This is a genomic window from Pseudomonas sp. CMR5c (assembly GCF_003850545.1).
In the GTDB taxonomy this organism is placed as follows: domain Bacteria; phylum Pseudomonadota; class Gammaproteobacteria; order Pseudomonadales; family Pseudomonadaceae; genus Aquipseudomonas; species Aquipseudomonas piscis.
The window spans coordinates 665,083-685,853 of the sequence record NZ_CP027705.1 but is presented as its reverse complement, the minus strand read 5'-3'; the positions used below and the strand labels follow the sequence as shown (position 1 = coordinate 685,853).

Annotated in this window: 12 protein-coding genes; 3 read left to right on the top strand and 9 right to left on the bottom strand. The window is 64.6% G+C overall.

Annotated features, from left to right (window positions below):
* Position 1 precedes the first annotated feature (1 nt).
* From C4K40_RS03085 to C4K40_RS03065, 5 genes are all read right to left on the bottom strand, one after another.
* Positions 2–859: a hypothetical protein gene (locus C4K40_RS03085; RefSeq protein ID WP_022642016.1), complete on the bottom strand. Its 858-nt coding sequence runs from the start codon at positions 857–859 to the stop codon at positions 2–4.
* Entirely contained in the window at positions 856–10,497 is a 9,642-nt protein-coding gene (locus C4K40_RS03080; RefSeq protein ID WP_053132302.1) for a hemagglutinin repeat-containing protein, read from the bottom strand. The genes C4K40_RS03085 and C4K40_RS03080 overlap by 4 nt, the downstream gene beginning before the upstream one ends.
* A 35-nt stretch (positions 10,498–10,532) precedes the next feature.
* On the bottom strand, positions 10,533–12,236 hold the full coding sequence (locus C4K40_RS03075) for a ShlB/FhaC/HecB family hemolysin secretion/activation protein (RefSeq protein ID WP_053132305.1): 1,704 nt from the start codon (positions 12,234–12,236) through the stop codon (positions 10,533–10,535).
* Positions 12,237–12,473: 237 nt separating this feature from the next.
* Positions 12,474–12,773 carry a PsiF family protein gene (locus C4K40_RS03070; protein ID WP_053132307.1) on the bottom strand — a complete coding sequence of 100 codons (300 nt, stop codon included), beginning with the start codon at positions 12,771–12,773 and terminating at the stop codon, positions 12,474–12,476.
* Between the two features lie 71 nt (positions 12,774–12,844).
* The gene (locus C4K40_RS03065) at positions 12,845–13,633 is read right to left on the bottom strand and encodes a helix-turn-helix transcriptional regulator (RefSeq protein WP_022642010.1); all 789 of its coding nucleotides are present in this window, start codon (positions 13,631–13,633) and stop codon (positions 12,845–12,847) included.
* A gap of 96 nt (positions 13,634–13,729) precedes the next feature.
* Between C4K40_RS03065 and C4K40_RS03060 the strand changes: the two genes are divergently transcribed.
* Positions 13,730–14,617 carry a DMT family transporter gene (locus C4K40_RS03060; RefSeq protein WP_022642009.1) on the top strand — a complete coding sequence of 296 codons (888 nt, stop codon included), beginning with the start codon at positions 13,730–13,732 and terminating at the stop codon, positions 14,615–14,617.
* Positions 14,618–14,629: 12 nt separating this feature from the next.
* Here the strand turns inward: C4K40_RS03060 and C4K40_RS03055 are convergent, their stop codons facing one another.
* The 3 genes from C4K40_RS03055 to C4K40_RS03045 all read right to left on the bottom strand — a co-directional run bounded on the left by C4K40_RS03055 (position 14,630) and on the right by C4K40_RS03045 (position 16,588).
* Complete coding sequence (locus tag C4K40_RS03055) at positions 14,630–15,520, bottom strand: triacylglycerol lipase (RefSeq protein ID WP_022642008.1); 891 nt, start codon at positions 15,518–15,520, stop codon at positions 14,630–14,632.
* 105 nt (positions 15,521–15,625) lie between these two features.
* The gene (locus C4K40_RS03050; RefSeq protein ID WP_022642007.1) at positions 15,626–15,940 is read right to left on the bottom strand and encodes a multidrug efflux SMR transporter; all 315 of its coding nucleotides are present in this window, start codon (positions 15,938–15,940) and stop codon (positions 15,626–15,628) included.
* Between the two features lie 9 nt (positions 15,941–15,949).
* Positions 15,950–16,588: an FMN-dependent NADH-azoreductase gene (locus C4K40_RS03045; protein ID WP_053132309.1), complete on the bottom strand. Its 639-nt coding sequence runs from the start codon at positions 16,586–16,588 to the stop codon at positions 15,950–15,952.
* A 137-nt stretch (positions 16,589–16,725) separates the two neighbouring features.
* Between C4K40_RS03045 and C4K40_RS03040 the strand changes: the two genes are divergently transcribed.
* Positions 16,726–17,637, top strand: coding sequence for a LysR substrate-binding domain-containing protein (locus C4K40_RS03040; RefSeq protein ID WP_022642005.1), 912 nt, complete (start codon positions 16,726–16,728; stop codon positions 17,635–17,637).
* 121 nt (positions 17,638–17,758) lie between these two features.
* Positions 17,759–18,289, top strand: a complete 531-nt coding sequence (locus C4K40_RS03035) for a bacterioferritin (RefSeq protein ID WP_022642004.1) — start codon at positions 17,759–17,761, stop codon at positions 18,287–18,289.
* Positions 18,290–18,346: 57 nt separating this feature from the next.
* Here C4K40_RS03035 and C4K40_RS03030 read toward each other — a convergent pair whose 3' ends face one another.
* Positions 18,347–20,422 carry an AsmA family protein gene (locus C4K40_RS03030; protein WP_053132311.1) on the bottom strand — a complete coding sequence of 692 codons (2,076 nt, stop codon included), beginning with the start codon at positions 20,420–20,422 and terminating at the stop codon, positions 18,347–18,349.
* Positions 20,423–20,771: the final 349 nt, after the last annotated feature.

The following is a 20,771-nucleotide window of genomic DNA, read 5'->3' as shown; positions in this document are numbered from 1 at the left end:
TTCATTTCCTTATGCCGTCAGATGGTGTCGGTGCCTTGAGGTCAGGCAAGGGCACGTCGTAGCCACAGTAGTGCAACTCGGTGAGGGTCAGGCGTCTATCCGGATAATCGCTGCCCCAGGGCAGTCCTTGGTCGTAGCGAGACTTCGCATGAGCGCAGATCTCCTGCAACTTGCGTTGCGATGCTGCCAGCACCGACTCCGGCAAGGGATTGATCTTCAAGCTGTGGAAAAATGGCAGGATAAAGGTCTGGTCCAGATCGTAGCCCTTGGCGCCCAGAGGCATGCGCTGCCCGGCATGCACATAGAACGGTTGCTTGAGACCACTCTCACCCTCCCAGCACCAGTACTTGACCTCATCCTCCTGCAGCCCTACCGCCTGGCCCTTCCACGAATCGTAGAATCGCAGGCACTGATATCCCCCGCGGGTGACCCAGTCCACCTGGTTGGGCTTGAACCCGCTCCCCGGTAACGCCAGCGCGGCCAGCTTGGCCTTGGCGAACACATCCTTGGGATACAGCAGGCCATCACCCTTGCCACTTAGGAAGCTGTCGACTCCCATGTAAAGCGACCCCGCCGTGACCTGGACATTCCCATAGACGAAGGTGCCCGAGGTCCCGACGGACAGCGCATCATCGCCTTTACGGTAAGTAAAACCGCTACTGAGCGTTCCACACTCCGCATGCCGGAAAGGCTCCGGCAGATCGAAGGAGTAACGCTGGGTCAGGGTGACGCGCTTCGCCCCTTCAGTACACAACATCCGCGAATCGAGGCGCTGGTTCTCGTAGACCAGGGACGGCTTGCCGCAACCACTCAACAGCAGCATCGGCAAGCAGGCCCCCAGTATTTTGTTCAAACTCATAGGTTGTTGGTCTTGTTCGCAGGATCCGGGATGCGCCCATGGTTGCCATTGGCGTCGATCAACGTCGGCGTAATGTAGCGCGAGTTGCCCTTGAACTGGTCCTGCAAGGCATTGGGCTTGTCGCCACACAAGGCCTTGGACACGCACAGGTAGTTCGAGTGGGGACTGGAGGCCTGGAACAACTGGGTACTGGTGGCCAAGGAGCCGAAGAACCGGGCCACAGGCTCGGAGGAGTGCGCAGCGTTGAAACCCAGGAAGTCCGAAACCGTATCGGTAACCGGCAACATCCCGAAGAAGGTCTTCGAATTAGGCCGGTTCACCTGGAAGAAAGCTCCATCCTCGATGTTGAAACCGGCATCCTTGGCTGCTTGGAAGAAGTCCGCCGAGGCGACCGGAGCTCCGGAAAGCTGAATGCTGCCGACCTTGCCATTGAGATTGAAGTCCACTCCCGAAATGGCCCGGTAGGTCAACAGCCCCCCTTGGCTGTGGCCGGTAATGTCGAGCTTGAACTTGTCATCGACACCGGCCTGGAAGAAGTCGTGCAACTGCTGGGCAGTGCCGGAGCGCACCGTGCCTCCCAGAGCCACGTCCCACAACGACTCGACCAAGTCCCCGAGCAAGCCGTGCTCCGGGTTGTAGGCCTGGGTGAAGGTGTCCGATCCGGTCTGCATCGAGCCGTTGACCAGCGCCGCCAGCAATGAGTTCTGGATACCGTTGGTGAAGATCGCACCATCGCCGGCAGGTCGCTCGATCTCCATCAGGTTCGGAACCTGGGTGATCATCGGCTTGCCATCGGCATCGATCTTGATGGTCTTGCCATCGGCCTCGTACTGGTACTGGCTCTGGACCTGGTAGAAACGCATGTCACCGGTGATCAGGGTCGGGACCTGGGTGATCAGGCCGCCGTGGTTCTCCACGCCAGGCATGACACCACCGGTATATTTACCGGCCTTGTCGAGCACCGTCTCCAACAACCCTGGCACCCAGGCCAGCGGCAGCAACGACGGGTTATCGGCCACGGCCTTGTCCGCCGCGGCGGTCAGGTTGCCGTACTGGGTGAAGGCATCGGAGGCATTCTTGCCATAGTTCTTCATCCCCTCCTTCCATTGATTCAGGGTCTGCAACGGATGGCTCACCGAATCCAGGGATGATTGCGAGACATACAGGTCGGTACGCTTCTCCTTGTCACGGGTGATTTCGTAGGCCCGGGACAGGTCGCGATTCAGGCCACTGGTGGAGTCCAAGCCGGTCTTGGCATCGTTGCGCACCACGATGCTGCCGGCGCCCACGGTGGCGCGTACCTCCTGCTCGCGGTCCTTGCGGTAGTCGTAGCCGCTGACACTCCAGCCGGAACTGCCGGTCTTGCCCCGGCCTTCCTGGCTCTTGTCGGTGGTGAAGGCCACGTCCTTGCCGCCGGTGGCCTTGGCCCCGTCGCCAGCGCCCCAGCCGAAGGTGCCACCGGCATTCAGGTAGTAGCTGTGCTCCTTGTCTTGCCCTGCGATATCGCGAAAGCCCAGGGTGCCGGTGTCCAGCTTGAGCTTGCCGTTGTCGGCGGAAACCACCGAGCCGTCGAGCTGGGTGTGGTTCTCGGTACGGATATCCACGCCGTTCTTGCCGGTGATGCTGGTCTGCTCCTGCACCCAGTTGGTCTTGCCGGTGGTCTTGCCCAGGCCCAGGGAGCCGCTGACGCTGCCACCGCCGCCCAGGCCGATGCTCACGGTGACGCTGGCATCCATTTCCTTGCCACTGACCTTGCCGGTGTCCGGCACCGAGGAGACCGTCAGGTCGCCACCGACCCGGCCAATGACTTCGCCACCACGCAGGGTGGCACCGGCGATAGTGGTGTCCTTGCCGCTACTGAAGCGCAGTTGGTCGCCGGCCACCAGGTTGGCGTTCTGCTGGGCCTGGCCCTCGCGCTCCAGCTTGCCCTTGCCCATGTCGACGCTGGCATAGACCGAGATGAAGTCCTTGCCGCCCAGGGCCAGGCCCACCTCGCCACCACCGCTGCGCCGCTTGGACTCGGCGCTGGAGTCGTTCTGCGCCGCGCGAATGGTCAAGTCCTTGCCGGCACTGAGGTCGATGTCGCGTCCCGACTGCACCTGGGTGCCCACCAGGGCCAGGTTGTCCTTGGCCTCGAGGCTGACGTCGCGCCCAGCCAGGAGCACCGATGGCGTGCTGGTGCCCTGGCTCATTTGCTCGCTCGCCGTGCCATGGCTGCCACCGATCCCGGCGCGAGCGCTACCGCCGCCACTCTGACCGTTGATACCGGTCTGGCTTCGGCTGTTCTTGCGCTCTTCAGCCACCGAACCACGGGCCACATCGACGGTGATATCACGTCCGGCCAGGGTGATGTCGCGCCCGGCATCGAAGTGCCCGCCGCGGATGCTGATGTCGTTGCCGGCCACCGCGCTGATATCGCGCCCGGCACCCAGGCTGCTCGGGCTATTGCCGTGGGTCTCCTGCCGCGAGCTGCTGGACTGGCTGGACGAGCCAAAGTGGGTAGCCGTGGTGGGACCCGAGGTGAACTGGTTGATCGCGTCCACGGTGCTCAGCACGCTGGACGCCTTGCTCACGTTGTCCTGGCCTTTGCCGGTGCCCTTGAGGGCGTCCATGGTATTGCCGAAGTTATGGCTGACATTGACCGTCAGGCCATTGCGCTCACGGCTCTTGCTGTGTTCCTCGATGAAGGTTTCCTTGCCGGCGTCGATGTTGATGTCATGCCCGGCTTGCAGGTTGAGGTCACGCTTGGCATCCACCCGCGAACCTTCCATGGTCAAGTCGCGACCGGCCTTGATGGTCGCATCCTGTCCGGCCAGCAACTGGCTTGGCGCCACGGTTTCCTGGGCATCACGGGATTTTTTCTTGAGGGCCTCATTGCCCAGGAATGCAGTGACGCCATTGCGATCGCTCTGCAGGCTCACGCCCGTGTGTTTCTCGGACTTCCAGTGGCTCTGGTCCTGACTGTTGCTGCCGGCCAGGACATTGATGTCGCGCCCCGCGCCGACGTTGAGGTTACGTTCGGCGGCCGCGCTGCTGCCGATCATGTTCACGTCTCGGGCCGCCTGCAGGGTAGTGTCGCGCCCGGCACTGACCACGCTACCGACACTCTGGCTCTGCTGCTGCTCCTGTCCCGACTTCTTCGACGAGGCAATGGAGAGCAAGCCTCCGGAGGTGGAAAGGCCCACCTTGCTCTTGTACTTGTCACTCTGGCTGCTGGAGGTGTTGGCCGCGTCCATCAGGTTGATGTCGCCGTTCTTGTCCACCAGCCCGGCCCGCACCTCGGCATCGCGCTTGGCCTCCACGGAGCTGGCCGAGAGGTTGACGTTGGTCCCGGCGATGATCACCGCATCGTTGCCGGCGCTGAGCTCGCTGCCCACCTGGGTGGTGCTGCTGGAGTTGCGGCTATTGCCGCTCTTGCTCAAACCGAAGCTGCCTTTCTTCTTCTGGCTGTAGGAGCTTTCCTGGTGCTCCTGGGCCGAAACCAGGCTGACATCGTGGGTGGCGCCAACCAACAGGTCGTTGCCGGCCTTGAGCTGGCTGCCGACCACTGTGACGTCATGCCCGCCGTTGAGACTGATGCGTCCGTCCTTATCCTGGCTGACGTTGACCATCAGGTCGTGCCCGGCACTGATTTGCGAGGCCACATTGGTAGTCGAGGAGTCGGCACTGCGCGTGGTCTTGCTCTTGCCCCAGGAGCCCTTTTTCTTCTGCTGGAACGTCGAGGACTGCTCGTCCTGGGCCGAAGCTATGACCATGTCGCGCTTGGCATTGAGCGACAGATCATGGCCGGCATCGACCTTGCTCGCCACCACTGCCAGATCGCGTCCGGCATCGAGTTGCAGGTTGCCGCCAGCACTCACGCTGGAGCCAAGGGTCTGCACCGTATCCTTGGTCACCAGGCCACGGCGGATGGCGCTCTGGGTGAAGGTATGGTCCTGCACCGCCAGCAGGTCGATATCGCGCCCGGCACTGAGCTTGGCATCGCCGGCGCTGGCGATCTGGCCCTTGTTGGTGAGATCGCGGCCAGCGCTGAGGTCGAGCTTCTGCCGGGCGCTGATCTGGCTGCCCTGGTCGAGGATGGTCCGGCTGCCGGAGCCATAGCCCACCGCTACCGCCGTACGGTCGTTGAGGATGTCGCCCTTGATGGCGCTGACGCTGACCTGGTTGCCGCGGATCTCTCCGGCCAGGGCGTTGCGCACGCTGTCCTGGGCCATCAGGCTGACGCGCTCGTTGGCTTCGATCAGGCCGCCCTGGTAGAGGCTGCCCCCGGCGCTCACGTTCAGGTCGTTGCTGGCGCGCAAGGTACCGACGTTGCTCAGGTCGCCTCCGGCGATCAGGTGCATGTCGCGCCCCTGTACCAGGCTACCGCCGCGCAGGTTGCGACTTTCCGCCTGGGCCAGGTAGAGCACCGGCACCAGCACTTTCTCGCCCTGCACTTCGCGGGTTTCCATCCACACGATGTCGTGGGTCAGCGAAGCCACCTGCGCCGGAGTCAGGGACACACCGACACTGAGCTTGAGCTGGTCCTTGGAAGCGATGGCGTTGTCCATCAGGTAGCGATACTGGTCGTAGTCACTGGTCAATCCGGCGGCCAAGAAGCGTTGCCCGGTCTGGGCCAGCACCGCATCACGGATCATCCGGGTCTCATAGAGCCCGTCGCCCAGGCGGCGCCAGGTCTTGTCGTCGTTGTAGTTCAAGTGGCCGAGCATGTAGTCCGAGCTCATGAAGCGCGAGAGGTCGGTAAAGGTCGGGTTGGTCTCGATCAAGTAGCGGCCTTGTGGGTTCTGGCTCTTGACGAACAGGCCGTATTCACCCTGGGGCACGCGGAAGCTGGAAAGCGATGTCGGGTCCACGGCGGCAAAAGGTACGCCGGCGAAGTCCACCGGAACGAAAGTGACCTGGGTCGTGCCATCGGCGGCGACCCGCTCGACTCGCTGCACGTCCTTGGCCACCTGGTTGGCGGCGGCGGAGCTCTGCGCGTTGACCGTGATCACCTGGCCGCCCACCTGGGACAGGCTGTTCTGCAGTGTCTGGCCGGTGAGTTGGACCCGGGCCTGCTGGCTCAATACACCATTTTCCAGGTTGCCGCTGACGTTCAGGTCCAGGCGTTGTCCGGCCTGCAGGGTAGCGGCGTACGCAGTCTGGGTACCCGGGCGAACCACAGTATGGGGCGCAAGCTGCGGGTAGCGGGTCAACTGGCTCGGCAGCGGATCCTGCTGGTCCGGAGCACGGTTCCGGTTGCTGGCATTCCATGCATCGACAGCTCGCAAGGTGGCGCGAAACACGCCTTTCTTCACGCCCAGCAAGTAGTAGGTGTTGCTTTCGATCCGTTCGTCCAGGGTCAGGCCATGGTTATAGAAGTTGTTGGCCGTGAGCGAGACATTGCGGTTGGCGGCGATCAGGCTCTGCTGATTCTGCACGGTGTCGGCGGTGATGGTCAGGTCACGGTTGGACACCAGGCGCGCGGCCGCCGCATGGTCGCCCATGACGTCCTGGTAGGTGGTGTTGACGATGAACGTACCGGTGTGGTGACCGCCGGAACAGTCGGTGCAATTCACCTCGATGGAGCGCTTGGCCATGCTCTGGCGGGTCTTGTACCAGTCCATGGCGTTCTCTAGGGTCACCATGTTGAGGTGCATGTCTCCTTCGCTCTCGATGGTCCCGGAACGATTGCTCAGCAAGCTGGCGCGGCCACCGTCGAGGGCAGCGAAACCGAGGTTGCCGACGCTGTAGATGTCGCCGTAGCTGTTGTTCAGGCTGTTGCCCCGCAGAAGCATGTCGGCACCGCTGTAGATCAGGCTATCGGCGCTGTTGCCGATGCCATTGCCGGAGCGCAGTTGCATCTGGCCCAGGGCGCCGAGGGTGCCACGGTTGTTGATCTGCGCCGCCGAGGTGTAGAGGTTCTGGCTGGCGATCAGCCGACCGAGGTTGTCCAGGGTGCCACGCAGGTTCAGCTCGGTATCGCCGCCACTGGCGATGCGCCCGCCATTCTGGTTCAGGTCGCCGGCCCCTACGGTCAGCTTGCCCCGGGCCGACAACAGGCCGCTGTTGTTCAGGTTGCCGCCCAGGTCCAGGGTCAGGTAGCCATCGCTGGCCAGTTCGCCAGCGTTGTTCAGAGTCGTGGCGCCCAGGCGCAGGCCGCTGGCGCTGGCGATGCGGTCGCCGGCGTTGAGCGTGAGGTCGCCGCCGGTGCTCAGGTCCAGCGCACCGTTGAGCTGCATCAGCCCACTACGATCCACGGCACCGATATCCCAGTCTCCATGGCCCAGGCCGGTGATGCGCCCCTGGGCGCCGGATAGCGCACCCAGGTCGAGCTTGAACAGGCCGGTACCAGCATGTTCGACACCACCACCGATGTTGCTCAATTGCCCGGCACTCAGTGCCAGGGCGCTGGAACCCAGGGCGAGGCTGCCGCCCTGGTTGTTCAGGACGCCGCCCAGGGTGATCCGGCTCTGCTCGCCAGCCAGGGCCCGGACGCGACCTCCGGCGCTGTTGTCGAGGTTGCCGCCCAGCAGTAGCAGGGAACCGGCCGACTCCATCAGGCCACCCTGGTTGTAGAGGTTGGCCGCAGCATTCAGGTCCAGCTGCTGGGCACTGATCTGGCCGCCCAGGCGGTTGTCGATAACCTGCCCGGTGCTTTTGAGCAGGCCATTGGCGTAGAGCTTGCCCGCCTGGTTGGTCAGGCGGTCCACCACCAGCTTGAGGGTGCCGGCCTGGCTGCTGACCAGACCGGCCTTGCCGTCCAGGGCGCTGTTGTCCAAGACTCCGGCAGTCACGCCCAGGGACGCGCCCTGTACGGTGCCACCCTGGTTGTCGAGGGTGCCCTGGCCCAGGGCGATCTCGCCATGGCCGTCCTTGGCCAGGACCAGGCCCTGGCTGTTCTTCAGGCTGTCACCCACCAGGCTCAAGCCATCGGCGCCGGCCTGCAGTTGCCCCTGGCGGTTGTCCAGGGTCGTGCCCTGGACCTCGAGGCGCTTGCCCTTGAGCGTACCGCCCTGGTTGTCCAGCAGCGCCAACTGGCTGGCGCGCAGCTTCTGCTCGGCGGCATCGATGGTGCCGCCGCGGTTGTCCAGTACGCCATTGTTCAGGTCCAGCTCCACGGCACCGGCCTTGGCCACCACCGCGCCCTCGGCGCTGTTGTCCAGGCCTGCGGCGTCAATCCCGACGCTGTTACCCAACAGCACCCCGCCGGCGTTGTTCAACTGGCCACCGCTCAGTTGCAGATGACCGTCGCTTTGCAGGCGGCCTTGGCTGTTGAACAGTTGGCCTGGGGTCGCGCCGTCGGCCTCCAGGGTCAGTTTCAGGCCATCGCTGCCCGCCGCCAGCAGGCCGGCTTCGCGGTTGTCCAGGCGCTGGGCGCCAATGGCCAGGCGATCCCCCACCAACTGCCCGCCACGGTTATCCAGCAAGCCATGGCTGCTGACTTGCACCTGGTTGCCCACCACCACGCCACCCCGGTTGGCCAACCCACCCGTCTTGAGCTGCACGTCGCCATGCTTGGCCTGCAGATGGCCCAGGGCGTTGTTCAGGTGCTGGGTGACGGTCAGCGTCAGCTTGCCAGCCTCGGCGCTCACCACCCCGCCCTGGTTCTGGCTGAGGCTGTCGAGGGTGGCATCCACCACGTTGCCGATGACCTGGCCCTGGTCGTTCGCCAAGTCCCTGGCCACCAGCAGCAGCTGCTCCTTGCCTTGCAGCAGGCCGCCCTGGTTGTCGATATCGGCGACCCGCAACTCCAGCTTGCCGGCATCCACGGTGCCGCCCTGGTTGTCGAGCTTGCCGGCACTGTCGAGGATCAGTTGCGGGCCGTGCAGGGTCCCGTTGTGGTTGTCGACGCTGGCGGCCTTGAGGTCCAGCCGCGACGTGGCCTGGAGCTTGCCGCTGACGTTGAGCAGGTCCTGCTCGAGCTCCAGGTGCAAAGCGCCCTGCTCGGCGCTGACCAGGCCGTCATGGCTGTTGTCCAGGCGCTTGCCGGTCACCGTGACCTGGTCGGCGAGCAGCTTGCCACCCTGGTTGAGCACTTCGCCGCCGGAAGTCTTGAGCAGGGTCTGGGCCTGGAGCCGGCCGGCATTGTTGTTGAGTTGCTCGGCGACGACGAAGGTCGCTGCGTCCTGGCTGGCGCCGATCAGGCCCTGTTGGTTATCCAGCCGGTCGGCGGTGATGTGCAGCCTGTCGGCAATCACCGAGCCCTTCTGGTTGCTCACCTCGCGGGCCTTGACGGTCAACCCCGCGGCGGCCACCTCCAGGCGCCCGCCATTGTTGTTCAAGCTATCGAGCGCCAGGTCCACGGCTTGCCGGTCGCCGAAGCGGATCAGGCCGCCCAGGTTGGCAATGGCCGGGGTATTGAGCACCAGCTCACTCTGGGCCAACAGCCGTGCCTGCTCGCCCTGGTTGAGAACTCGTGCGGCGTTGACCTGTATCTTGGGCCCCTGGATCACCCCGCCCTGGTTGTTCAGGGCCTGGCGCGCCCTGAGTTCGAGATTGCGACTGGCCAGGACATCGCCACGGTTCTCCAGGTTGCCGGCGACCAGCTTGACCTCGCCGTGGTCGTTGCGGCTGTTGTCGGCATTGACCCCGGCCTCGATGATGCCGTGGTTGACCACCTGCGCGGCGTCTATCACCTGGACCCGGTCACGGGCCGCCAGGCTGGTGCGCACCTGGACCTGCTCGCCGGCCTCCAGGGTCGCCTCGGTACCGGCATAGGCCTTGCCTTTGAGATCGATGTCCCGGGCCTTCACGGCGATGGCCTGGTTGGCGCTGATACCCGCTACCGTGACCCTGCCATTGGCGTCGATCTGGATATCGCCGGTGCTGGCGGCCATGTCCCCGGACATGTTCACCCCCACGCCCCGTTCCGTGCCCACCAGGCGGATGGCCCCGGCATACATCCCGCCCAGCGCCGAGCTGTCGATGGCCAGCTCCGGCTTGGCATCGGCCTCGCCGTCGCGGGCCGTGACGCTCAGGTCGTCGGCCTTGACATCGTTGCGCCCGGTGATGACGTTGAGCTTCTTGGCGTAGAGGTTGGCATTGAGCTTGGTGCTGCGGGTGATCAGGTCGAACTGGTCGATGTTGCTGGCATTGAGCCCGGCACCCTCGATGCTGATGTCACCACCCTCGACCTGGAACCGGTCGAGCTGCTGCCTGTCGATCACCGGCTTGCCGGTGGTCAGGGTCGCCCTGGGGGTGTTGATGAAGCCGCAACCGTTGCAGGTGATGCCATGGGGGTTGGCGACGATGACCCGGGCGGCCTGGCCGGCCACTTCGGTGTAACCGGCCAGCTTGCTGCGGTTGCTGCCGGTGACTTCGTTGAGGATGACCTGCGCCGCCTGCCCCTTGAGGTTGGGGTTGCCGAGGATGTAGCCACCCAATTGGGTGCTCTGGGTCGAGCCAGTGGCGTTGTTGAGGATCAGGCCGTTACTGCCGACGTTGTACTCGCTGAACTTGTTATGGGACAAACCGCTGCCATTGGCCCCGTTGATGTTGACGATGGGCACGCCGTTACCCGCCGCTCCGATGGTCGCGTTGCCACCGGCCGCCGGGTCCAGGGCCAGCTCGGCGGCGACGCTGATGATCGGGTTGAGGAACAGGATCCCCGACAGCGACAAGGCAATGCATTGGGCAAAAGGCTTGCGTACGTCCATGTGCAAATCATCCATCCACTAACGGTTGAGCAGAGTCAGAAGAACAGGTCTACCCGGAAGTACACCGGGTGTTCTCGCCTCTCGATAATTGCCGGCCGCTCCAGGGAGCGGGCGAAGCTGAGCGATGCCGCCAGGTATTGGCCGCGGGCATTGAGTTCGATGGCGTTGCCGCTCAGGCGCCCCTTGGCGTCGCGGTTGTAGCGATCACCCTTGATCGCCCCGACGTCGTAGGCGAAGGCCAGGCCGTACTCCTGGACGAAGGGTTGCAGCGCCTGCCAGGTCACTGCCCGGCGCCAGCGCAGCTGGTTGCGCCAGTAGCCACCGCTGTTGCCGGACAGGGTCTGATCCTGGAAGCCGCGTACCGAGTTGAGGCCGCCGAGGCTGATGCGCTGGGGGCTGAAGAGCGGGTCTTCGCTACGCTGCTCGGTGGCCATGCTGTCGAAGCTGAAGTTTTCGTTCCACAAGCGAAAGGGCTGCAGGTAGCTCAGGGTCAGGCTGTACTTGTTGTAGCGCGACACCGGCTCGCTGCCGTGGGGATGTCCGCTGGCCTGGGCGTCGAGGGCGCCGATGCCCTGCTGCCAACCGATGTCGGCGTTGACCAGGGCGTTGCCAATGCGCCGCCCGTGGTTGAACCCCAACTGGCTTTCGGTGATGCGATTGCTGGAAACATCGATCAGGTTGTCGTCGATGTAGTTGCGGGTCCGCAGGTGGCTGATCCCCAGGCTCATGCCGGTCTTGCTGAGGTTGTCCCGGTGCAGCACGCGCTCGGCCCGCAGCTGTTGGTTCTTGCTCTGGCCATCCATGGAGAAATTGAAGCCGGTGGCGTCGTTGCGGGTGCGGTAGTAGCTCTGGCTATAGGAATAGCTGAAGGTCCACCAGCCCCAGGGCAGGCTGTAGAACAGGCTCTGGTTGTCGGAATGACGCCAGCGGTCGCTGACTGCGTCCTGGTTGGCCCGCAGGCTCAACTGGTCCGCCAGCCCAAGAGGGCTGTCCCAATCCAGGCCGAGGCCCATCTGCTGTTCGCCGGTGCTCTTGTCACCGTTGTTGTTGCGCGTCGCCGATAGCCGCCAGGGCTTGAGGCGCTCGCCCTTGAGCCCTACCCGGCTATCGCCGAGCTGCGCGCCGGGGGCCAGTTCCAGTTCGATCTGGCGCGACGGCAGGCGGGTCAGCTGATCCACCAGTTGCTCCAGCTCCCGCAGGTTCAGCACCTCGCCGGTGGTACCGGGAAACGCCATGGCCAGCTCCCGGGAACTGGCCAGGGCAGAACTGTCCAGGCTCTCCAGTCGCCCTTCGACCACCACGATCGTCAGTTGCCCGGCCCCCAGCTCCTGGGCCGGCAGGTAGGCCCGGGTGGTGACATAACCCAGTTGCAGGTAGTGGTGGGTGATGGCCTTGAGCAGGGTGTTGATCTGTGCGACCGACAGGCACTGGTCGCGATAGGGCGCCACCAGGCGCTCCTGGTCGGCGGCGCTCAGGTGCTCGGCGCCCTTGAGGACCACGGTCCTGATGGTGAAGCAGCGCTGTTCGCCAGGCTGGGGAGCCGGTTCGGCGGGCAAGGTCTTGCCGGGCAGCTGCTGGAGTTCATCGAGACGTCGCTGCTGTTCCTGCAGCAATTGCTGCTGGCGGTCGCGAATCAGGTCGCGGTCGCCCGGCGTCTGAAAAGGCGCGGCGCAAACGACAAAAGAACCAGATAGAGCACAAAACGCTACAACAGGCTTCAACCAGCCAAAACGCGGCATGCCGTCATTCCCTTGAAACGGACACTGGGGAAGGTCCGTACGGCGCATCCAGGCGCCTGTTTTTGAAGGGCATGAATTCTAAATGTAAATCGGGCAACCCCCTAAAAAACCGACGAACGGTAATTATTTGGGTAACCAATTGAAACAGTGGATGTTTATGGCTGGCTCATGGCGCCAGAACTCGATGAGGGCCAGGGCCCAGCGGGCTTCCGGCGCCTCGCCCTCATCGATCAGCGATCATTTTTTCTTCAGGCAGTCGCTCATGAAGGTCTTGCGCGCATCGCCCTTGAGCGCCTTGGCCGTGGCGTCGGTGTTGCACGATTTCATTCTTTCCTGGGGCGTGGAAGGCGTCGCGGCGGCGGCAGGCGCAGCCTTGAGGCAGGTACTCATGAAGGCCTTGCGCTCATCGCCCTTGAGGCTCTTGGCGGTGGCTTCGGTGTTACAGGTGGTCATCTTGTTCTGCTGGGCGGTAGCGGCAAAACCCTGGGAGCACAGCAGCAGGCCCACCATCAGCAACGGGATACGCAATATCTTCATGGAGTTTTCTCCTTGTCACCGCACCGATGGGCGCGGCCTCCCAGGCAGTGTAGACAAAGCCTGTTACACCTTCACCTGTTCTGCAGGCCAGTCCGGCGGTACTGCTCGGGGGTGCAGCCGGCGTGGCGCTGGAACATCGCGATGAACGCCGAGGCGCTGCTGTAGCCCATGTCGAAGGCGATCTCCTGGATGCTGCGGGGGCTCTCCAGGGCCTGGATCGCCGCCAGGAACCGCTGGCGCTGGCGCCACTCGCCGAAGCTCATGCCCAGCTCGCGCACGAACTGCCGGGCCAGGGTCCGTTCGCTGACATGGGCCTGTTGCGCCCAGTAGGCCAACGGCTGGTTGTTGCCCGGCTCGGCCTGCAGCGCCTGGAGCACCCGCAGCAGGTCGGGATTGTTGGCGTAGGGCAGGAAGCAGGTGTGCACCGGAGCCTGGCGCAACTGGTCCAGCAGTACCTGGGCCAGGCGCTGGTCGGCTGCGCCCTCGGGGATCTGCACGTCCCGGCTGGCGAAGTCCTTGAGGATCGCCTTGAGGATCTCGCTGATGCTCAAGGTGCAGCCTTGCTGCGGCAGGTCGTGGCACAGCTCCGGCGCCAGCAGCACCGCGCGATAGTTGATCGGCTGACTGGTATAGAAACTGTGGGCGGTGTAGGGCGGCACCCAGACCGCATACTGGGGCGGCGACATGAAGCGCTGGCCGGCGATCTCCATGTGCATCACGCCATGGGCCGAATACTCCAGGCAACCCCAGGGATGGCGGTGCTCCAGGGCATGGCTGTGGGCGGCGAAGTCGGCATAGCGGAAGTACACCGGCGCGGGCAGGCCATGGAAGTCCAGCAGGTCGATGTGTTTTTTGCTCATGCTGTCCGGATGCAGGGGCGGGTTGTCTGGTTCGCAGTATAGGCGTTGATCCGGACAGGAGGATAATCAGCCCTCATTCACTTCCTGGCTGTCTCCATGCAATACGCTTATCCATTACTGGCCGTCTTCATCTGGGCCGGCAATACCGTGGTCAACAAACTCGCAGTGGGGGCGATCTTCCCGGCGGAGATCGGTTTCTATCGCTGGCTGCTGGCGGGCCTGTTGTTCACCCCGTTCATGCTCGGACCGGTGCGCCGCCACTGGCCGGTGATCCGCCCGAACCTTGGCCGGATCTTCGTCCTCGGCGTACTGGGCATGGCGGTGTACCAGAGCCTGGCCTACTTCGCCGCCATCCAGACCTCGGCCACCAACATGGGCATCATCCTTTCCCTGATGCCGCTGATGTCCCTGGCCATGGCCATCGCGGTGCTGGGCCAGCGCCTGACCGCGGGGGCGCTGGTCGGCGCGGTGCTGTCCTTCGCCGGGGTGCTGGTGGTGGTGTCTTCCGGCAGCCTGGCCAGCTTGCTGCAGCACGGGGTCAACCTGGGCGACGCGATGATGCTGGTGGCCACCCTGGCCTATGCGGTGTACAGCACCCTGCTGAAGAAATGGCAGCTGCGCCTGCCCCCCCTGGTGCTGCTGTACTTGCAGGTATTGGTCGCGGTGCTGGTGCTGCTGCCGTTGTTCCTGGCATCGCCGAAAGTGGGCCCGACCCTGCAGAACATCCCGCTGGTGCTCTATGCCTGCCTGCTGGCCTCGATGCTCGCGCCATTGGCCTGGATGCAAGCCGTGGTACGCCTGGGGCCGAGCCGGACCACGCTGTTCTTCAACCTGCTGCCATTGGTCACCGCGCTGATCGCCGCCGTGGTGCTGCGCGAGCAACTGGCCTGGTTCCACCTGGTGGGCGGGGTCCTGACCCTGGGCGGCGTGGTGCTGTCCGAACGCTGGACCCAGGAGTTGGGCTCGCGCCTGCGTACGGCCTGAAGAACCACCGGCTCAAAGCCCGGCCGCCTTCAGCCGCCGGGCATGCTCGACGAACAGGCGGATCGGCTCGGCGCCCTTGCCCACCAGCCCCAGGGACTGGTTGACGATATCGAAGTGATCCAGGGGATAGTCGTCGCCGATGACCATTCCCAGGTGCGAGCTGTAGCGGCCCACCATGCCGTCGCACTGCCCGGCCTCGCGCACGAAAGTCCGGGCGAACAACCGGCAACTGCGGCTCGAGCCGTCCATCAAGTTCCCGCCACGATTGGTCTTGCCCGGCTGCAAGGTGCCGGACCAGGAGTAGTAGCGCACGCCGGCGACCTCTTCCGCGCCCTGCCCGCCCCAGGTTGCCGGCAGGCCCTGTGGATACTGGCGGTTGAACAGGGCCACGCCCTCGCTGGTCAACGACTGGTGCGAAGCATGGATGTCCGAAGGCAGCTTCGGCCCGCGATAGCCGGTCTCCAGCAGCGTCATCAGCGCCGAGAGCCCACGCAGCAGCAGGCTCAGCATGCGTCCGCGCCAGCTATGGGCCGGGGAATGCCGCTGCAGGTAGTCCGCCAGTTCGGAACCATGGTTGGGACCCGCCACCGACGTCACCGAAGCCACCAGGTCCGCCCGCCGGGCCGCTGCGTAGCGTGCCGTGAGCGCGCCCTGGCTATGGCCGATCAGGTTGACCCGGGCGGCGCCGGTCTGCTCCAGGATCTGCTGGATCTGCGCCAGCAGTTGCTCGCCGCGCACCTCGCTGGAGTTGAGCGGCGAGACCTGTACCGCAAACACCTGGGCGCCACCCTGGCGCAAGGCCGGAATGATCCCGTACCAATAGGGATAGAGCAGCAGGCGGACAAAACCGAGCATGCCGGGCACCAGGACCAGGGGATAACGGGTGGCAAGCTCTTGGGACATGGGGGACATCCTTGTACGGGGACGGTGGCCTGGCTGAAAGCTAGACCATAACCAAGGCCGTGGTCAGTCTTTGTGACCGTTTGGCGACCGCCCCATGACAAGCCCTCACGCGCCCTGCTTGAGCCCCACTACCCCCGCCAAGATCAACCCCACCGACACCAGCTTGAGCGGCGTCAGGCTCTCGCCCAGCAAGGCGAACCCCAGCAGCACCGTGCCCAGGGAGCCGATGGCGGTCCAGATCGGATACGCCACGCTGACCGGCAGCTCGCGCAGGGCCAGGGTCAGGAAGTAGACCCCGCCCAGTGCCGCCACCAGGGTCAGCAGCGACGGCCAGGGCCGGGTGAAACCTTCGGCGTACTTCATGCCCATGGCGAACGCCACCTCGAAGGCCGCAGCCAGCAACAACAATCCCCAGGCCATGGGCATACCTCAGAAGTGCCGGGCCAGGGCCAGCAATTGCTGTTCGGCCTGGGCGCAGGATTGCTGGAATCGCTCGGGCACCGATTCTTCGCCTTCGGCCGCGATCACCGTGACGTCGTCGATGCCCATGAAGCCCAGGGCGGTACGCAGCCAGCGGTCGGCGTGGTTCATCGCCTCGTGCTCGCCACCCGGGCCGAAACCGCCGCCGCCACGGCTGGTGATGACCAGCACCTTCTTGCCCAGTACCAGCGGCTGGTAGTGGGCCACGCCGTTATCCAGCTGGGTGTCGAAGGTCAGCCCCAGGCGCACGATATGGTCGACCCAGGCCTTGATGCCACTGGGCACGCTGAAATTGTGCATGGGCGCCGAGATCACCAGGCGCTGGTGCTCGAACAGCTCGCCGACCAACTCATCGCTCAGGGCCAGGTCGGCCTGCATCGACAGCGGGCGGGCCTCGGGTTGTGGGTAGAACGCCGCGGCGATGAAGGCCTCGCTGACATGGGGAATGGCCCCGCGCCCGACTTCCCGGCGGGTCAACGAACCTTGAGGGTTGGCCGCTTGCCAGGCCTGCAGGAGTACCTCGGCCAGGCGCCGGCTGTGGGATCGCTCGCCTCGGGGACTGCCATGGACTACAAGAACTTTACTCATCTGAACTTCCTCATGCGCTAGAACCTGGACGGCCTTGAATGCCTATCGATTTCGCGCTAAAGCTAGAGCCAGCGGCATTCGCCAACAAACGAATTAAAATCCATTCAGATGAATTCAACTCAGCCATGGAGAGCTCTATGTTCGCCCACCTGCCTCTCACCGCCCTGCGGACCTTCGAGTCTGCCGCGCGCTTGCTGAGCTTCAAGGAGGCGGCCGACGACCTGTCGGTGACGCCCACGGCAGTGTCCCATCAGATCCGCAGCCTGGAGCACTGGCTGGGCGTGCCCTTGTTCGAACGCCTGCCACGCCAGGTGCGCCTCACCGAAGCCGGCGATCGCTTGTTCCACAGCCTGCATGGCGCCCTGCTGGATGTGGCGCAGAGCGTCGCCACCCTGCGCCCGGCCCCGGACAACGGGCAGTTGACGGTGTCCACCACGGCCGCCTTCGCCGCCCTGTGGCTGGTGCCGCGCCTGGGTCGCTTCTACGCCCAGCATCCAGGCATCAACCTGCGCCTGGACACCCAGTGCGAGGTGGTGGACCTGCAACAGGATGCCAGCATCGACGTGGCCATCCGCTATAGCCAGGACGGCTACCTGAATTTGCACGGCCTGTGCCTGTTCGATGAACGCTTCGCGGTCTATGGCTCGCCGCAACAAGTGGCACTGGCCGGGCAGCAACGGCCGGCACTGATCAGCGTGCACTGGCGCAGCTCCACGCTGTATGCCGATGGCTGGCAGGCCTGGTGTGCCCAGGCCGGGGAAAACTGGCTCGAGGGCCAGCCGCAGGTACGCTCCTATGACGAAGAGCAGTACGCCCTGCAAGCGGCCATCGCTGGCCAGGGCCTGGTGCTGGCCAGCAATATCCTGGTATCGCAGAGCGTGGCCAGCGGTCTGTTGCAGGCCTACCGTCCGGACATCCATGTGGGCGGCGCCGGCTATTGCGCGTTGTGCGTGCCCGGGCGCGAGCGCCATCCGCCGGTGCGGGTATTCCTCCAGTGGTTGCAGCAGGAAGCGCTGCTGGCCGGGCACCCGTTGCTGGGTCGCAGCTGAAGCCTGGCCGTCGCGGCACATCCGATCAAACTTTTTGCCGCTCCCACGACTCACACCCTAGGTAGCGACCAGGCCCGCAGAGCCCGGCGCAAGACGGATTAGCCCCCTAGGAGAAACCAAGATGAGCCAGATGCATTTGTCCGATGTGAACAGCCTGCGCGAACGGGCCCGCAGCCACGTGGAGAACGGCGCCGTGACCGCCGGCTACAACGCCGATCGCGAGGAAGTGCTGCGCCTGCTCAATGAAGCCCTGGCCACCGAGCTGGTCTGCGTGCTGCGCTACAAGCGCCACTACTTCATGGCCAACGGGCTCAAGGCCAGCGTGGCCGCCGACGAGTTCCTCGAACACGCCACCCAGGAAGCCGAGCATGCCGACAAGCTGGCCGAGCGCATCGTCCAGCTGGGTGGCGAACCGGAATTCAACCCCGACCTGCTGTCGGCCAAGTCCCATGCCCAATACGTGGCCGGCAGTAGCTTGAAGGAAATGGTCTACGAGGACCTGGTGGCCGAGCGGATCGCCATCGACAGCTACCGCGAGATCATCCAGTACATCGGCGACAAGGACCCGACCACCCGCCGCCTGTTCGAAGAGATCCTGGCCCAGGAAGAAGAGCACGCCGACGACATGGCGGACATCCTCCAAGATCTGTAGCGCCCGCCCGGCCCGCCCCTGGATGCAGGAGCGGGCCGGCCCCTCTCAGTCCCTGTCTTACTTGCCCGGCTTGACCGTCGCCGGCGCCTTGCCCGCACGCATCTGCTGCAACAGTGGCGCGCACTGGTTGGGTTCGTCGTTGCTCGGCGCCACCAACGCCAGGAGCCCTGCCGCCGGACCGGCGATCACCCCCAGCGCCACCATTCCCGCTCCACGCAATACCAGCGGCACGGCCTTGACCCCGGCGCTGGGCTGGATGAACTTGCCCTGCACATAGAGTGGCGAGCGCAGGGAGAACAGGCGCAGGCCCTTGGACTCGGGGGTGATGGTCAAATCCAGCTGCTCGGTGGCCATGTTGGCGGTGCCATCGACATAGATGATGGCGTTCTCGGTATCGAAGACGAACAGGCGCGAAGTGGCGAGGCCAGTCTTGATGCCGAAGTCGGCGGCGGCGCAGTTGATCTTCACATCCTTGTCGCCGAACAACTTGCCCACCACATAGTTGCCGACGTTGAGCCCGGCGATCTCCATCAGCCCGCGGCTGATGGCGCCATCGTTGATCAGCATCTTCAGGTCGCCGTTGGCGCTGCCCAGCAGGGCCGCCACCGAGTTGCCGCGCCCGGAGAGATCGGCATCGCCGTTGAGCTCGCCGAAACTGGTCTTCATGGGCTCGAAGGTGGGAAACAGTTGCTTGAGCTTGAAGTTGCGCGCGGTCAGCCGGGCCCGGCCTTCCATGGGCGCGGTGTGGCCATTGAGGCGTACCTGGGCATCGAGCTTGCCGCCGGCCACGCCGAAGCGCAGGGGTTCCAGGCTGAGCTGGCCGTCGTTGAGCACCAGGTGGGTGTAGAGATCGGTGAACGGCAGGTCGGAGCTGTGGACGATACGCTTGCCGGTGAACTCGACGTCGGCGTCCATATCGCGCCAGCGCTCGGTGCGAAACTCCTCCACCGGCAACACCTTGTCCGCCGGTTGCTTGCTCTCGCCGCCCCGGGCCTTCTGCTTGGCATTGGAGTCGGCGCCGATCAGCGGCCCCAGGTCGCGGAACAGGAGCTGGTTGGAAACCAGCGCCCCGCTGAGCTTGGGCCGGGGTTGGCTGGCTACGTAGGTCAGGTTGCCGTGGATGTCGCTGTCGCCGATCTTGCCGTTGAAATCCTTGTAGCTGAACGTCGCGCCGGCCGGGTCGTGCAGCTTGGCGCTCAGGTGGCCATCGGTGGAGTACGGCGGGGAATCGGGCAGGGTCACCCCGGTCAATGGATAGAGGTTGCCAAGGCTAGTGCCCGCCAGCTTCAGGCGCAGGTCCAGGGCGCCCAGGTTCAGTGGATCGGTGAGGCTGCCGCGCAGCTCGATGCGCGAGTCGCCGATCTGCGCCTGGGCCTGGAGCGGGAACGGCCTGCTGCTGTCCTTGAGGGCCAGCAGGCCGCCGATCTTGCCGGTGCCAGCGAGCTTCTGCCCGTGGTACTGGCCCTTGACCTTGAGGGCGAAGGCATAGGCCTGGGGTTCGGCGCCTTGCTCGGCGGCTTTCTTCGCCTCGCTCTGGCCAACGATGTCACTGAACGGAATTGGCTGGCCGAGCAGTTCCACCAAAAGGTCCAGGCGGGTCTTGAGGCTCTGGTCGTCCAGGGTCACGTGGCCCTTGTCGAAGCCGATGGCGCCGATGTCCACCGTCCAGCTGGATGGCTCGGCATCGGGGTCCGCGGGATCGAAGGTGAAGGTCCAGTTGGCACGGCCATCGGCCAACCGCTGCAAGGCCGCCTCGGGCTCGGTGAGGTCGATGCGCGGGATGCTCACCTGCCGCGCCAGCAGCGCCAGGGGCGAGATCCGCAGTTCGACCCGCTTGAGGCCGACCATCTGCGGTGCCTTGGACCAGTCCGGGTTGCCCAGGGTCAGGTCCTCGGCCACCACATGGGGCCAAGGCACCCAGGCCCGCCAGCCACCCTCGTCGGGCTCGCGCCGCCAGGCCACCGACAAGTCGCCATTGATCGCGAACGGCCGGTGCAATTCCTCGGACACCTTGGCATTGAGGGCCGGCTTGATCCGGTTCCAGTCGAAAAAGGCCACCACCAGCACCAGTAGGGCCAGCAACAGGACCAGGCCGGTGAAGGTCCAGGCGAGGATTTTACGAGTGCGCGTCATGGCACGAGGCTCCTTGAGACAACTGAGCGCCGAACCACGACGCATCGATGAAGAACCGGGGCAAAACCACCGGCATTGAAACTACGACTGACAAAGTCCCCACAGGTTTGATCGGCGACGCCGACCCGGGGCAAAAACCGGTCATTACTGACCACTTGGACAGCCATGTGTTACCGCTCATCGCCCCTCCCTGGAGCATGGGTGAGTCGAAACTACCCACCCCGGTGCACGCCCCTGCAAGCGGAGAAGCCCGGGCTAGAGCCTCGCGGCAAACAATCAATTCTGTTGATTATCATCATTGTGTTTATGAACTTTTATATCGATTTTGTGGCGGTAACATTAGCTCCGT

Coding starts and splice junctions, on each gene's coding strand:
- C4K40_RS03085 (WP_022642016.1), bottom strand. CDS start 859: ATGAGTTTGAACAAAATACTGGGGGCCTGCTTGCCGATGCTGCTGTTG.
- C4K40_RS03080 (WP_053132302.1), bottom strand. CDS start 10,497: ATGGACGTACGCAAGCCTTTTGCCCAATGCATTGCCTTGTCGCTGTCG.
- C4K40_RS03075 (WP_053132305.1), bottom strand. CDS start 12,236: ATGCCGCGTTTTGGCTGGTTGAAGCCTGTTGTAGCGTTTTGTGCTCTA.
- C4K40_RS03070 (WP_053132307.1), bottom strand. CDS start 12,773: ATGAAGATATTGCGTATCCCGTTGCTGATGGTGGGCCTGCTGCTGTGC.
- C4K40_RS03065 (WP_022642010.1), bottom strand. CDS start 13,633: ATGAGCAAAAAACACATCGACCTGCTGGACTTCCATGGCCTGCCCGCG.
- C4K40_RS03060 (WP_022642009.1), top strand. CDS start 13,730: ATGCAATACGCTTATCCATTACTGGCCGTCTTCATCTGGGCCGGCAAT.
- C4K40_RS03055 (WP_022642008.1), bottom strand. CDS start 15,520: ATGTCCCAAGAGCTTGCCACCCGTTATCCCCTGGTCCTGGTGCCCGGC.
- C4K40_RS03050 (WP_022642007.1), bottom strand. CDS start 15,940: ATGGCCTGGGGATTGTTGTTGCTGGCTGCGGCCTTCGAGGTGGCGTTC.
- C4K40_RS03045 (WP_053132309.1), bottom strand. CDS start 16,588: ATGAGTAAAGTTCTTGTAGTCCATGGCAGTCCCCGAGGCGAGCGATCC.
- C4K40_RS03040 (WP_022642005.1), top strand. CDS start 16,726: ATGTTCGCCCACCTGCCTCTCACCGCCCTGCGGACCTTCGAGTCTGCC.
- C4K40_RS03035 (WP_022642004.1), top strand. CDS start 17,759: ATGAGCCAGATGCATTTGTCCGATGTGAACAGCCTGCGCGAACGGGCC.
- C4K40_RS03030 (WP_053132311.1), bottom strand. CDS start 20,422: ATGACGCGCACTCGTAAAATCCTCGCCTGGACCTTCACCGGCCTGGTC.